The organism is Paenibacillus sp. PastF-3 (assembly GCF_029893135.1).
Lineage (GTDB): Bacteria > Bacillota > Bacilli > Paenibacillales > Paenibacillaceae > Paenibacillus_AQ > Paenibacillus_AQ nitricinens.
Map to the genome: position 1 here is coordinate 297,587 of NZ_JARXWM010000001.1, position 12,674 is coordinate 310,260.

Consider the following 12,674-nt stretch of genomic DNA (forward strand, 5'->3'; position numbering starts at 1 on the left):
TGTTACTATCAAATACCTAAAGGGATGGGATATACTTGAATTTTTTTCCTATTACATACTCACTGTTAGCAACAGATGCATTATTATTACATATTAAAGAACATTATGAAATTCCAGAACCAGTACAGCTGCAGTATTTTCTTAGAGGCATGAACGATACATACATCTTAGAGACGGTATTGGAAAAATACATCTTTCGTGTTTATCGAGCGGATAGACGGAGTAAATCGGAGATTGATTTTGAATTAGAGTTATTGCACGATTTGCAAGAAAAAGGTGTAAACGTCTCCATTCCTATTCCTCGAAAAGATGGGATCATGATTAATGAAATTCTGGTGCCTGAGGGTGTGAAGTATGGCGTTATGTTTAGTTATGCTGAAGGAAATGAAAAGCCTATTCATGCTGTAGAAGACAGTTACTTATTTGGTCAGGCAGTTGCACAAATCCACAAAGCTACAGATAATTTTAAGAGTGAACATGTGAGGGGCACACTAGATTTTGAACATTTAATTGAGAAACCTCTTCATACGATCAAACAATATATGAAACATCGACAAGAGGATTATCAATTCTTGTATGACCTAGTAATGCGATTAAAAGCGGAGTTGGAAAAGAATCTGGAAGCGGGTTTAGACTGGGGTATCTGCCATGGTGATTTGCATGGGAATACGAATGTGGCTTTCACTGACGAGGGTAAGCTAACACATTATGATTTCGATATTTGTGGTTACGGATGGAGAGCCTATGATATCGCCGAGTTTAGATTGGCAAGAGAGATTCATAGTGGCCATGATAAAGATGAAGTAGAACGGTTATGGGCAGCATTTTTAAATGGATATAAAAGTTTAAGAGACCTCAGTGACAATGATATTAGTGCTGTTCCTATGTTCGTTGCGCTTAGACAGCTTTGGTTGTTTGCTTTATGTTTTGATGAAGGTGAATTAATTGGTCAAGCTGACTTTGACAATGGATTTATCGATAGTAAAATGGATTATTTCAGAAATTTAGAGGTGATCAAATGAAAAGTGAACTGAGCAGTACAGATGCTATAAAAAGATGGGATAAATACGCAGAACTGATCTCATCTTCGTATGGTGAAACTGGGGATATCCATCGAGAAATTTTCTTGAATCCAACCTTATTCAGGCTCATGGGTTCAGTTGAAAATAAGAAGGTGTTAGATGCAGGTTGCGGTGAAGGGTATTTAAGCAGAATGATTGCTAAAGCAGGGGCTTCAGTAACTGGCGTTGATTATTCGCAGAACATGATTCAGCTGGCTACGAGTAAATCACCGGAAGACTTAAAGATTACTTTTAGACATGGCAATTGTGAAGAGCTTAGCTTTCTCCAAAATAAGAGCTTTGATCTCATCGTTTCCAATATGGTGCTTCATGATTTATCCGATTATGAGATGGCGATTCATGAAATGAACCGATTGTTAGTGGATGGTGGGACATTTATATTCTCAATTCTACACCCTTGCTTTGTAACCCCAGGCAGCGGATGGGTGAAGTCGGATACCGGAGAAAAGCTGTATTGGAAAGTGGATAATTATTTCTTCGAGGGCACTTATAATCAAAACTTCCCTATAGATCAAGAGGAAAAGTTTCTGTTTTTTCATAGGACGTTATCCAGTTATGTAAATACGATTGTGCGGGCTGGTTTTCACATCGAAGAAATGATTGAGCCGAAGCCATCTGCTGAAATGATTGAGAAGTATCCGTCATTTGAGGAGGATTTTCGCTGCAGCGATTTTTTGGTTTTTAAACTGCGAAAGTAGGAGGGAGAAAGATGCACCATAATATTTTCAAAGAAGTTATAGACTCTGAAGAAGAATTAAGATCAATGTATGGATATCCCAGTGAATTGGTAAATAACAAGAGTATAACCTTCATCGATCACCATTGCCGAGATTATATTTCCAAATCACCAATACTCTTTATAGCAACAAGTGATTCTTCTGGCTATTGTGATGTATCTCCACGTGGGGATGCTGCAGGTTTTGTATATGTGTTAAATGACAAACATTTAGTAATTCCTGAGCGCCCTGGTAATCGGCGTTTTGATTCTTTGCGTAACATCATCTCCAACCCTAAAGTAGGCTTGATTTTTATTATTCCCGGACTGGAAGAGACCTTAAGAATAAATGGGCATGCAAGGATTATTAAAGATCCTGAAATATTGGTTCATATGGAGGCTCAAGGGAAACTACCAAGATTGGGCATTGCTGTTGAAGTGGAAGAATGTTATATGCATTGTGCTAAAGCTTTTAAGAGATCACATCTATGGGACAATACGTATTGGCCATTGAAAGAAATGCTGCCTAAACCCTCGGTAATCATAGCAGAGCATGCAAAAAAACTGGGGCTCTCTCAAGAGGATGTATCCAAGTCATTAAAGGATAGCTATGAGAACCGGTTATATTAGAAATGAGAGGAAGAACTGAGATGAGTATAGCTTTAAAGCTCACTCGAGGGAATAAAGTGGGACTTATCGCTTGTTCTGATGGTGTGAGAGTAGAGAACCTGCCTAAAGTAGAAAAATTAATTAGAATTATGAATTCGTTTGGGCTAGAGGTTGTAATGTCCAACACCTTGTTTAGAAGAGATAGTTATTTCAGTGGGAGCCCTAAGGAAAGAGCATGGGAGCTGAATCGTCTATTTGAAAATGAGGAAATCAATGCAATTTTTGATATTTCAGGTGGGGATTCTGCGAACCAGATCTTGGAGTATATAGACTACAATATTATTCGATTACATCCAAAGCCTTTTTTCGGAATGAGTGATTTGTCAGTCATTTTAAACGCATTATATACGCAAAGTAATTCAAGATCCTATCATTATCAGTTGATGAATCTCGTATCTTCTGATGGGGTGGAGCAGCAAGCTGCTTTTTATCGCACATTTTTCGAAGGACATAACGATCTTTACGATTTCGACTTTCATTGGGTCCGTGGGAACCAGATGAGTGGGATTGTAATTGGCGGGAATATTCGATGTTTCTTGAAGCTGGCAGGAACAAGTTATTTTCCAGACCCTTCGAACAGGATTTTATTCTTAGAGAGTTTAAGTGGTAGAGCTAACAAAATCGTCTCCTTATTTGCTCAGCTTCAGCAAGTTAGAACTTTTGAAAAATGTGCTGGAGTGATTCTTGGGTCGTTTACTGAGCTTGAGAGCTATAATGAATTTTCAATCGTTGAAACGTATTTGAAGGAGATCAGCGGGATTCCTATCGTGAAGACGAACGAGATCGGGCATGGTAGTGACAGTAAGTGTATTGTTGTGGGTGAGAATATAACTTTATAAGGAAACCTTTGATAATCCATTAGATGTAAAAATAGGGAGCGTTGTCGTGGAAACAAATATAATCGAAGAGAAAAAAAATTACAAACCTTTAGGAGTGTCAGGACTTGGGGGATGGCTAATCCTTGTTCAGATTGGTCTTTATGGGACGATTGTCATTCAGATCATGCAGTTTTTCCAGAATACTTCTATGATGTTTGATACTGAAGTCTGGACTGCTTTAACATCAAACGAATCAGAATTTTATCATCCTTTATGGGGAGCTACCGTTGTTTTTGAAATAGTATTAACTCTAGCTATATTGCTTTTCAGTGTATACATACTAATTAATTTCTATGGGAAGAAATCGATATTACCTCGATTATTAATTATTTTTTATGTGCTGGTACCCTTAGTCGGAATCATTGATTACGTACTTCTTATACAAATTCCTCTTGTAAGAGAACTTGAAACTGGAAAGTCACTCCGGAATATTATTAGACCTGTGATGACGAGTGCAATTTGGATTGCGTATTTTATTAAATCAGAGCGTGTAAAAAATACCTTTATAAAGTGATTTAGTGATGGTTCATAAAGGAGAGTTATGATGTCTACACACGACTACCCATCTAAAGAGGCATTGAAAAATGCTATACATACTGCCTATTTATCTCTCGATCTTGAATTTGAGGGCATTGAAAATGCTCAAAAAGATACTCGTATGGAAGGAGTCGACCGTACTCCCGCAGAAATTCTTGCCTATCAATTGGGATGGCTAAACCTAGTGATGAAATGGGATAGGGATGAAAAAGCAGGGTTAACTGTCATTATGCCTTCACCGGATTATAAATGGAATCAACTTGGCGGATTATATCAATCGTTTTATCATACCTATGCCATTAACTCATTAGCCGAATTAAGATCTTTATTGAAAGAGACAGAACAACAATGGCAGAACTGGATTGATTCTTTAAGTGATGAAGAGCTCTTTACGCAAGGTGTGCGGAAATGGACAGGAAACAATCCAAGATGGCCGATGGTCAAATGGATTCATATTAATTCAGTAGCACCGTTTAAGACTTTTCGTTCGAAGATTCGTAAATGGAAAAAGATTATTTCACACTCTAACACCAATAAGAATGAAGATTAAACTCAAGCCTCCGTCTAAAATGAGAAATCTGAAGGGGGCTTTTTGGCATTATCGTAGAACTCCATGTTTTGATGAGATCGCCTATTTAGAAGTTGCTAGATGGTTTGGGGTCGTAGGAAAATCAGGTATAGCAGAACTTATTGAAGGATTAAATAAAGGTGGAGCATTAATGAACTCTATAAAGCAATTGAATCTCGTAGATAGAGGAGGTTGTAATGAAGAAGTTCGTTATTGTAATTTTAACCATTGTTGCTTTAATGCCAATGCGCTCTATGAACGCGGACTGGGCTAAGATAGGGCAAGTAAAACGATATTCAGACCACGAAGGAACGTATAGCGGCAACTTTTCAAATACTTACCCTAAGGGCACACCATATTATTCAATTAAGAATATTGATCCAAAAGAAATCATTGCCATTAAGACCCACGAAGCTGAATTTGTCAAAGCCATTAATAAAGGTCAATATGCCAATGGTCAATTGGAAAGTAAAACGATCTGGATTTCTATACTAGGGTCTTTAATTATTGTGTTATTAATAATATGGATAATGAAACGAAAGAAATCAAAGGTTTAGAGTTATCCGTATGCCTTTGGGTGACAGGGTCTTTTGCCTTTTATAAACGGTTAAAGATTTATTTATGGTAGGGGATTTGAACCAGATGGGAAATGCTGCGCTTCCAAATAGGTTATCCATGAAGCTTGCAGTGATGACGAAATGATGACGAGAAGGTGGATGTAATGGAAAATGTATCTAATGTAATCAAAAAGTTATCCTGGGGCACGCCCGAAGATGAAAAGGAAGAAGCAATGAAGAAGTTACAATACATAAGGGATGAAGATCTTCATTTATTATTACAGCCTATTTCAAAAGAATATTGGGATGGAGCGGCTGAAACAGTCATACGTTTAGGATATCCACGTGTGAAAAGCATATTGCCGGGTTTACTTGAATGGATACAAGATAGGAATTGGCCAGGCGCGGGGGAAATAGCTGATTTTTTACTTGAAATAGGGGATCCGATGATTCCATATGTTAAAGATGTACTAAATCAACACAGCGAAGATCAAGAATGGGTGTACTGGATTTTTGAAGTATTAATTAATCATTGGAATACGATACAAGTCGTACAGATACAAGCAGAATTAATTAAGATTTCACAGGAAAAAGCCAATGACCTTTCGGCATTGAGAATCTTATTAACTCACGGTATATACGCAAAAGATGTGGTCTGTGAAATAATCCAGTGTAAAAAAGATGTCATTGCTTTTGAACTCAAGGAACTTCATGATACTCATCCTGAAATTGATTGTGAAGCTCTTCATAAACAATTCTTCGATCAGCAGCCTAATGAAATTAAACAGTTTCATGAGCACAATAAAGACCGTTTTTATATATGTAAAGCGATATCTAACCGCCAAGAAGTTTTAAGCGAAATAGAGATTTTCACAGCAGAGTTTCTCACTTAGTCAGTCTATATTCAATCTACATAAAGGAGACAGATCAGTGAACAATGTCAAAGTCCTTCATTATGATGCTTTTTCTCCTTATCCGAACAAAGGGAATCCTGCGGGAGTAGTGTTAGAAGCTGATCATTTAAGCGAAAGTGAAATGCAATCAATAGCTCATAAAGTCGGTTTTAACGAAACAGTTTTTGTAATCTCATCAGATGTAGCTGATTTAAGGCTTAAATATTATACTCCTGGCCATGAGATCAATCTTTGTGGACATGCTACAATGGCATCTTTATTTGCTTTGAAAACAAAGGGTATCCTTGGAGAGGTTAGCTCGGTAAAGATCGAAACAAATGTGGGTGTGCTACCCATCCAATTCAGTATGGACAACAATAATCACTTACTAATAAAAATGAAGCAAGATCAACCGGAGTTTATTGAATTTGACGGTGATAGGGTTAAGCTTGCGCACGCCTTAGGATTACATGTGGATGAATTAGAAGAAGGTAAACCTATTGTTTATGGCAGTACTGGCGCATGGACTCTATTAGTCCCAATTAAGAGTATAGATAGCTTTAATAAAATGAAGCCGATAAATTCATTGTTTCCAGACATTTTAACGCAGCTTCCAAAAGCATCTGTACACCCATTCTCACTCCAAACGCTTGATCCGCACGCTTTAATGCACGCTAGACATTTCTCATCGCCTTTTTCGGGAACCGTCGAGGATCCAGTAACAGGTACAGCATCGGGAGTTATGGGGGCTTATTATTTGAAATATATTGATCCGCATATGGACTCGATCCAATTTGATGTAGAACAAGGACAAGAAATCGGTAGAGATGGGAAAGTAAATGTAGAAGTGTATCGATTAGATTCTGATAGAATGGATGTTTTTATTTCTGGAACTGCGGTGTTTGTGGGGGAGGTGGATTTATGGAAATGATAAAATATACTCAGCTTGGAGTGTATGGAGTCTTAGTGAAGAACGATAAAGTATTACTAATTAAGAAAGCAAGAGGCCCTCATACGGGAAAGTGGGACTTTCCAGGTGGATCTATAGAGTTTGGAGAGGAACCTTATGAGACCCTTAAGAGGGAGTTTTGGGAAGAGACCGGAATTACAAGTTTAAAAGGATTGCTTCATGATTCCATTTCCTATACGTTAGTTTATCCATACAATGATACCCAGTTAGAAGAGTTACACCATATAGGCATCATTTATAATGTTTCCTTGCCAGATGTGAGCTTTGAGCTTAAGACCGATGGGGACGGAATAGATTCTGATGGGGCAGAGTGGATAGAAATTAAACAATTAAACAGCCTTGCATTACCCCCTTTTGTGAAGAAGATTATGCTGGGTCATTACTAGAGTTTTAATGATCTATGGAATGGAGGCAGCATCATGATAGAAATTGATTGTTTGGGTGAAATCTGTCCAGTACCTGTACTCATGTTAAAAAAACATCAAAAAGCTATTCAGAAGGGTGAAAAGGTAATGCTAGTCACTGATCATAGCTGCGCGAAAGTTTCTATCACGGATTACTGTCGTGGTTCAAATTTAAACTGTTCCATTCAAGAAGTGTTTAATGGAGTATGGGAAATTACGATTGAGGCTTAAGCTCAACACAAAGTATCTACTAAAGTCTTTTCAATATATCGAACTAATTGTTTCGTATCGTTGTCACAGCGCTGATTTTGTTTCTTTATCATGTAGACATCGTTATTGACCTGGAACTGATCAATAGGAATGATCTTGAGTTGTTTACTATACAACTCTTTTTTTATGGACATATAAGGGAGAAAGGCGAGACCATGCCCTCTAATGGCAGCAAGCTTTACCGCCTCAAGAGAGTCTAGATTAAATAGTATATTTAATTTAAGCTCGCCCACTGACACGGTATTCAAAGCCCTTTGCACACAGTGAAGCTGTGAGGACCAGATTAAAGGATAATTGGGGAGCTCATTCAGTGTGATTTTATCAGGACAAACGGTCGTATGGCTTGCCACCAACATAACTTGATCAGAAAATACCATATGTGAGCTTAATTCTGATTTTGGAGAGGGACCGGAAATAAACCCGATATCACCTTCTTCAAGAAGCAAACGTTCTTCTACTAGTGACGATGCCCCTTCGTTTAGAGTAATATGGCAATTGGGAAAATGTTTTTTTACCTCATATAAGGTACATGGCAGGGCATAATTACAGACTTCTGGAATCGCATAAATAGACAGCTCATGTTGTGTTGGCTGTAAATGATTGATCTCTGTGACCATATCATCATACAATTTGATGATTTGCCCCGCATATTTCTCTACAATAATTCCTGCTTCTGTTAGGCTGGCCCCTTTGTTGCTTCGCACAAAAAGCTCAGACCCTAAGGTACTCTCCCAGGATTTCAACTGCTGACTAAGTGCGGATTGGGTGATATGAGATTTCTGAGCGGCTTTAGAAATGCTCTTTAACGTTGCAATATCTAAAAAGAATTTAAGCGTTTCCATATTCATACTTATTCCTCCTGTTGTCCGCTGTTAGTGCACACTATAGCATACTTGATTGCGCTTCATCTGTGCCATTAGTAACACTTATACAGCATAAAGAAAGCCGATAACTACAGCTCAAATAAGTGTGTTACTATTTTCACATAGTCAATTACATAAAAACGATGGAGGTGTTAGACTATGGGGCAAACCGTAAGTCCCGAAACGAGATCAACCCGAACCAGAGCTCCAAGAAAACCTAAAAAGAGTCAGTTGCCCATCGCGTTGCTGGTCACAGCTCTCATTATTGGGTTTGGTTTTTTCCTAGACCATTCCCACGATAAAATGGTTGTCTACCTGCTTTTCGGTATTTCGTTTGGCGTTATTTTGCAAAGATCACGTTTCTGCTTTACTGCATCACTAAGAGATCCCTGTATTACAGGCAGCACATCAGTTACAAGAGCGGTTCTGATTGCTTTTTCCCTTGCAACCATCGGATTTACAGCGATTAAGTACCCAGCGTTTCTGGAAGGTAAGCCGATTCCTGGGATGGATAATGTGGGTCAGATCAGCTTGGCTTTGATCATTGGCGCTGTATTATTCGGAATTGGCATGGTTATTGCAGGTGGTTGCGCTTCGGGTACATTGATGCGTGTAGGTGAAGGGTTCACGATGCAGATGCTGTCGCTTGTATTCTTTGTCATTGGTTCACTTTGGGGATCACATGATATGGGGTGGTGGAGAGCTAACGTTATAAAGGATGCACCAACTGTATTTTTGCCTGATGTATTCGGTTGGCTTGGAGCACTGGTTGTTCAGTTCCTGATAATTCTTCTGTTGTACATCGCTGCAGTTAAATGGCAAGAGAAAAAGATGGGAAGCGCAGATTAGTTTAAGTTATTACGTGAATATTTTCACTAATAGTAATTCAAAAAAATATAAAGGTGGTTTTTTAAATGTCTGAATTTACACTTGATTGCATGGGAGAAGCTTGTCCGGTTCCGTTAATGAGAACAGAAAAGAAGATGACTGAACTAAATGTTGGAGACGTTCTTGTTGTTGCTATTGATCATAGCTGCGCAATGAAAAACGTACCAGAATGGGCGAGAAAACAGGGACATCATGTGGAAATCGAAGAGGTCGATGATGGCGAGTGGGAAGTTGTTATTGAGAAGGTAAAATAGGATCGCTGAGTAGGAAAGGACGGTGAATGAAACGGTGAATGAATTCTGGTTGAAGATATCGTCTAACCGCTTTTACAAGCAATTGCTCAAAGAACCGTTTACTTATGTAACTGGAGCTGTACTTCTCGCTGTGTTCGCTACAGCACATCTGGCTGTTTTCTCTAAAGGATGGGGAGTAACAAGTGCTTTTGCAGACTGGGGAGCTTGGGCGTATCGCCTGGTAGGAGGAAATGTAGATAACTGGGCGTACTTTAGTACTGAGAAAGCTCAAAAAACATTATCTTCCGGATTTTTGAATGATGGTGGTTCCATTCGAAATGTAGGGATTATATTAGGTGCTTTAGCAGCAACTTTGTTTGCTTCCGAATTCAAGCTGAAGAAAATTAAGTCCAAAAAGCAGGTTGTAGCAGCGGCTCTTGGTGGTTTGCTTATGGGGTACGGAGCTAGACTGGCTAATGGATGTAATATTGGTGCATTGTTTACGGCTATAGCTTCATTATCGCTTTCAGGTTGGATTTTTGGATTGTTCTTGCTGGTAGGTGCATTTATAGGCAGTAAATTATTAGCCAAATTCTTTATGTGAAAAGTGAAATAGGCTGAGCTTATAGTGCTGACGAGAGTCAGCCTATTTTATTAAGGAACAGACTCACAGGAGGGACAAAAGAAATGGAAAAGAAGACTGAAAAGTATGATGTCGTTATTATCGGTGGCGGGGCTGCTGGATTAACAGCGGGAATCTATTGTGGACGAGCAAAATTAAAGACTCTTCTCTTGGAAAAATCACTGGTAGGTGGTCTTGCCACTTATACTAATGAAATAGAAAATTATCCTGGTTTTCCTGAAGGTACGACCGGTACAGACCTTATGGGATTATTTCATAAACAAGCTAAGAAATTTGGTGTGGATTTTAAAATGACAGATGTAAAATCTGTTTCGGTAGCGGAAGATATTAAGGTAGTGGAGACCTTTCGGGTTCGTTATGAGTGCAAGGTCATAATCATTGCTAGTGGTGGCAAGCCAAGAATTACTGGAGCTGCTAATGAAGATAAGTTCTTATATGATAAAGGGATTTCTTTCTGTGCAACCTGTGACGCTGCGGCAAATACAGGGAAGACAGTTATGGTCGTTGGCAGTGGTGATGCAGCTATTGAGGAAGGGATGTTTCTGACTAAGTTTGCAGATAAAGTGATCGTTTCTGTCATTCATGATCTTGGCAAAATGGATTGTAATGAAATTGCCAAAACGCAGGCACTAGAAAACCCTAAAATGGAATTCATGTGGAATACGGTAGTAAGTTCTTTCGAGGGCGAAGAGCGCTTGAGTTCCGTTGTCTTAAAAAATCTAAAATCGAATGATTTGCAAAATATAAAGGTCGATTCATGTTTCTTATTTATTGGCTATACACCGAACACAGAAATTTTTTCAGGTGTAGTCGAGTTGAATCGAAATGGATATGTACTTGTCAATGAAAAAATGGAAACGAATATACCTGGTGTATTCGCAGCAGGGGATGTGTGTGATAAGTTCCTTAAGCAAGTGGCTACAGCTGTCGGTGATGGTGCCATTGCAGGGTATGGTGCAGAGAAGTACATCTCTGAATGTGAGACTTACGAGCATCAAATTCTAAATCAAGGAAAACCATCCGTTGTCTATTTATGGAATGCAACTGATCCTTCATGTCGGGAGCTATTACCGCGCATTGAAGCGTTTGAACAATCCCATACTGAGACCAGGGTCACAAAGGTTGACGTATATAAATCACCCGGACTTGCTGCCAAGCTGGGAATAGATTCAGTACCTTCTATAGTTTATCTGGATGATGGAAAGATCCAAAGGGTACTTACAGACAAAATAAGTGATAACATATTGAATGCTCTAACGAATTGATGGAAGAGCCCTATGCAGAGATATCTGCATAGGGCTTTTATTAATTATGCTTTTATTAAATTGGACGAGCTATTTCAAGAAAGTGTCAAAGTATCAATAATAGTTGTTTTGTCATATACCTTTGAAAGCGCTTAGATATTAAGATTAATTCATAAGATAGCAAATCAACGGAGGGAGAGTAGAGGAGAGCCAAGGCTGCAAAAAGAGAGAAAGCCATGAAAGATGCTTTATTTATATGAATCTAGGTTTAGGAGGACTTACATATGGCGAACGCAAGCGTCGCACCAGACAAGACATCAAGACCGGATCTCGGCAAGCATAAGACCAGCGGGATAAGACGCTTTTTTAAGCAAATAGATCTACAGCTTATGGTATTGCCAGCACTCGTATTAGTTTTTATTTTTGCTTATATCCCCATGTACGGTATTCTAATTGCTTTCCAGGATTACAAGTTAGGGAATAGCTTTATTAGCAGTGATTGGGTTGGATTAAAGCACTTTACTTACTTCTTTAATGCACCTGAATTTGAAGTGGTTATGAAAAATACAATCATCATTAGTTTACTGAAGTTTTGTTTTGGATTTCCCGCACCAATTATTCTGGCGTTAATGCTGAATGAAGTTCGTAAGATGTTTTTTAAACGAGTAATTCAGACCGTTACATACTTGCCTCACTTCTTATCTTGGGTGGTTATCGGCTCGATGGTTACTTCGATGCTATCCGTAGATAATGGCAGTATAAATATGCTGCTTGAGAAATTGAGATTTATTGATGAACCGATTAATTTCCTTTCTATGACCGAATATTTCTGGGGAATTTTAGTTACAACCAATGTATGGAAGGAAATTGGATTTGCCTCAATCGTTTACTTAGCTGCCATTGCTGGTATTGATCCGCACTTATACGAAGCTGCTTCGATGGATGGTGCGAGCCGTTTTAAACAAATATATTTGATAACATTGCCTTCCATTATGCCAGTTGTGATCATCTTTATGATTCTGGCTATCGGTAATCTGGTGAATGCAGGATTTGAAGATATTTTGATCCTTGCTTCCAATCCGGCTCTACGAGAGGTATCAGATTCAGTTGATGTATATGTTGTACGTGTCGGTATAGATAACTTCAGGTACTCCTATGCGACTGCTATCGGATTATTCAAGGCCGTTATCAGTGTGACATTACTTACCTTTGCAAATTTCATTGCCAGAAGAGCGGGAAACAGCTTGTGGTAATGAATTA

At 38.7% G+C, this 12,674-nt stretch carries 17 protein-coding genes; 16 read left to right on the forward strand and 1 reads right to left on the reverse strand.

All coding sequences use genetic code 11. The annotated features are described in order from the left end of the window. The first annotated feature begins 35 nt into the window (after positions 1 to 35). From M2444_RS01460 to M2444_RS01510, 11 genes are all read left to right on the forward strand, one after another. Positions 36 to 1,022, forward strand: coding sequence for a phosphotransferase (locus M2444_RS01460; RefSeq protein ID WP_280786049.1), 987 nt, complete (start codon positions 36 to 38; stop codon positions 1,020 to 1,022). Continuing rightward, entirely contained in the window at positions 1,019 to 1,780 is a 762-nt protein-coding gene (locus tag M2444_RS01465; protein ID WP_280786050.1) for a class I SAM-dependent methyltransferase, read from the forward strand. The genes M2444_RS01460 and M2444_RS01465 overlap by 4 nt, the downstream gene beginning before the upstream one ends. Positions 1,781 to 1,791: 11 nt before the next feature. Beyond that, positions 1,792 to 2,427: a pyridoxamine 5'-phosphate oxidase family protein gene (locus M2444_RS01470; protein ID WP_280786051.1), complete on the forward strand. Its 636-nt coding sequence runs from the start codon at positions 1,792 to 1,794 to the stop codon at positions 2,425 to 2,427. Positions 2,428 to 2,447: 20 nt separating this feature from the next. After that, on the forward strand, positions 2,448 to 3,305 hold the full coding sequence (locus M2444_RS01475) for a S66 family peptidase (protein WP_280786052.1): 858 nt from the start codon (positions 2,448 to 2,450) through the stop codon (positions 3,303 to 3,305). 46 nt (positions 3,306 to 3,351) lie between these two features. Beyond that, positions 3,352 to 3,858 (forward strand): DUF2569 domain-containing protein, encoded by a 507-nt coding sequence (locus M2444_RS01480; protein ID WP_280786053.1) that lies wholly within the window; start codon positions 3,352 to 3,354, stop codon positions 3,856 to 3,858. Between the two features lie 30 nt (positions 3,859 to 3,888). Then, positions 3,889 to 4,431, forward strand: a complete 543-nt coding sequence (locus M2444_RS01485; protein WP_094876057.1) for a ClbS/DfsB family four-helix bundle protein — start codon at positions 3,889 to 3,891, stop codon at positions 4,429 to 4,431. A gap of 215 nt (positions 4,432 to 4,646) precedes the next feature. Continuing rightward, entirely contained in the window at positions 4,647 to 5,006 is a 360-nt protein-coding gene (locus tag M2444_RS01490; protein WP_280786054.1) for an LPXTG cell wall anchor domain-containing protein, read from the forward strand. 164 nt (positions 5,007 to 5,170) lie between these two features. Further along, complete coding sequence (locus tag M2444_RS01495) at positions 5,171 to 5,899, forward strand: DUF5071 domain-containing protein (RefSeq protein ID WP_280786055.1); 729 nt, start codon at positions 5,171 to 5,173, stop codon at positions 5,897 to 5,899. 37 nt (positions 5,900 to 5,936) lie between these two features. After that, the gene (locus M2444_RS01500) at positions 5,937 to 6,830 is read left to right on the forward strand and encodes a PhzF family phenazine biosynthesis isomerase (protein ID WP_280786056.1); all 894 of its coding nucleotides are present in this window, start codon (positions 5,937 to 5,939) and stop codon (positions 6,828 to 6,830) included. Then, positions 6,821 to 7,255 carry an NUDIX hydrolase gene (locus M2444_RS01505; RefSeq protein ID WP_280786057.1) on the forward strand — a complete coding sequence of 145 codons (435 nt, stop codon included), beginning with the start codon at positions 6,821 to 6,823 and terminating at the stop codon, positions 7,253 to 7,255. The genes M2444_RS01500 and M2444_RS01505 overlap by 10 nt, the downstream gene beginning before the upstream one ends. Positions 7,256 to 7,288: 33 nt before the next feature. Then, positions 7,289 to 7,504 (forward strand): sulfurtransferase TusA family protein, encoded by a 216-nt coding sequence (locus tag M2444_RS01510; protein WP_094869810.1) that lies wholly within the window; start codon positions 7,289 to 7,291, stop codon positions 7,502 to 7,504. 2 nt (positions 7,505 to 7,506) lie between these two features. Here M2444_RS01510 and M2444_RS01515 read toward each other — a convergent pair whose 3' ends face one another. Then, positions 7,507 to 8,391, reverse strand: a complete 885-nt coding sequence (locus tag M2444_RS01515) for a LysR family transcriptional regulator (RefSeq protein WP_280786058.1) — start codon at positions 8,389 to 8,391, stop codon at positions 7,507 to 7,509. A 174-nt stretch (positions 8,392 to 8,565) separates the two neighbouring features. Here M2444_RS01515 and M2444_RS01520 point away from each other — a divergent pair, with 174 nt between their 5' ends. The 5 genes from M2444_RS01520 (at position 8,566) to M2444_RS01540 (ending at position 12,667) form a co-directional block, all read left to right on the forward strand. Next, positions 8,566 to 9,255 carry a YeeE/YedE thiosulfate transporter family protein gene (locus M2444_RS01520; protein ID WP_042187846.1) on the forward strand — a complete coding sequence of 230 codons (690 nt, stop codon included), beginning with the start codon at positions 8,566 to 8,568 and terminating at the stop codon, positions 9,253 to 9,255. 65 nt (positions 9,256 to 9,320) lie between these two features. Beyond that, a complete protein-coding gene (locus tag M2444_RS01525) occupies positions 9,321 to 9,548 on the forward strand; it encodes a sulfurtransferase TusA family protein (RefSeq protein WP_094869812.1) in 228 nt (75 codons plus the stop codon). 22 nt (positions 9,549 to 9,570) lie between these two features. Continuing rightward, positions 9,571 to 10,131: a YeeE/YedE thiosulfate transporter family protein gene (locus tag M2444_RS01530; RefSeq protein WP_280786059.1), complete on the forward strand. Its 561-nt coding sequence runs from the start codon at positions 9,571 to 9,573 to the stop codon at positions 10,129 to 10,131. Positions 10,132 to 10,214: 83 nt separating this feature from the next. Further along, positions 10,215 to 11,435 (forward strand): FAD-dependent oxidoreductase, encoded by a 1,221-nt coding sequence (locus M2444_RS01535; protein WP_280786060.1) that lies wholly within the window; start codon positions 10,215 to 10,217, stop codon positions 11,433 to 11,435. 263 nt (positions 11,436 to 11,698) lie between these two features. Further along, complete coding sequence (locus M2444_RS01540; RefSeq protein WP_094869814.1) at positions 11,699 to 12,667, forward strand: ABC transporter permease; 969 nt, start codon at positions 11,699 to 11,701, stop codon at positions 12,665 to 12,667. Positions 12,668 to 12,674: the final 7 nt, after the last annotated feature.

Bases quoted from the DNA above. Each gene is read 5' to 3' on its own strand.
- M2444_RS01465 (WP_280786050.1), top strand. From the start codon at position 1,019: ATGAAAAGTGAACTGAGCAGTACAGATGCTATAAAAAGATGGGATAAA.
- M2444_RS01470 (WP_280786051.1), top strand. From the start codon at position 1,792: ATGCACCATAATATTTTCAAAGAAGTTATAGACTCTGAAGAAGAATTA.
- M2444_RS01475 (WP_280786052.1), top strand. From the start codon at position 2,448: ATGAGTATAGCTTTAAAGCTCACTCGAGGGAATAAAGTGGGACTTATC.
- M2444_RS01485 (WP_094876057.1), top strand. From the start codon at position 3,889: ATGTCTACACACGACTACCCATCTAAAGAGGCATTGAAAAATGCTATA.
- M2444_RS01490 (WP_280786054.1), top strand. From the start codon at position 4,647: ATGAAGAAGTTCGTTATTGTAATTTTAACCATTGTTGCTTTAATGCCA.
- M2444_RS01495 (WP_280786055.1), top strand. From the start codon at position 5,171: ATGGAAAATGTATCTAATGTAATCAAAAAGTTATCCTGGGGCACGCCC.
- M2444_RS01505 (WP_280786057.1), top strand. From the start codon at position 6,821: ATGGAAATGATAAAATATACTCAGCTTGGAGTGTATGGAGTCTTAGTG.
- M2444_RS01510 (WP_094869810.1), top strand. From the start codon at position 7,289: ATGATAGAAATTGATTGTTTGGGTGAAATCTGTCCAGTACCTGTACTC.
- M2444_RS01515 (WP_280786058.1), bottom strand. From the start codon at position 8,391: ATGAATATGGAAACGCTTAAATTCTTTTTAGATATTGCAACGTTAAAG.
- M2444_RS01520 (WP_042187846.1), top strand. From the start codon at position 8,566: ATGGGGCAAACCGTAAGTCCCGAAACGAGATCAACCCGAACCAGAGCT.
- M2444_RS01525 (WP_094869812.1), top strand. From the start codon at position 9,321: ATGTCTGAATTTACACTTGATTGCATGGGAGAAGCTTGTCCGGTTCCG.
- M2444_RS01535 (WP_280786060.1), top strand. From the start codon at position 10,215: ATGGAAAAGAAGACTGAAAAGTATGATGTCGTTATTATCGGTGGCGGG.
- M2444_RS01540 (WP_094869814.1), top strand. From the start codon at position 11,699: ATGGCGAACGCAAGCGTCGCACCAGACAAGACATCAAGACCGGATCTC.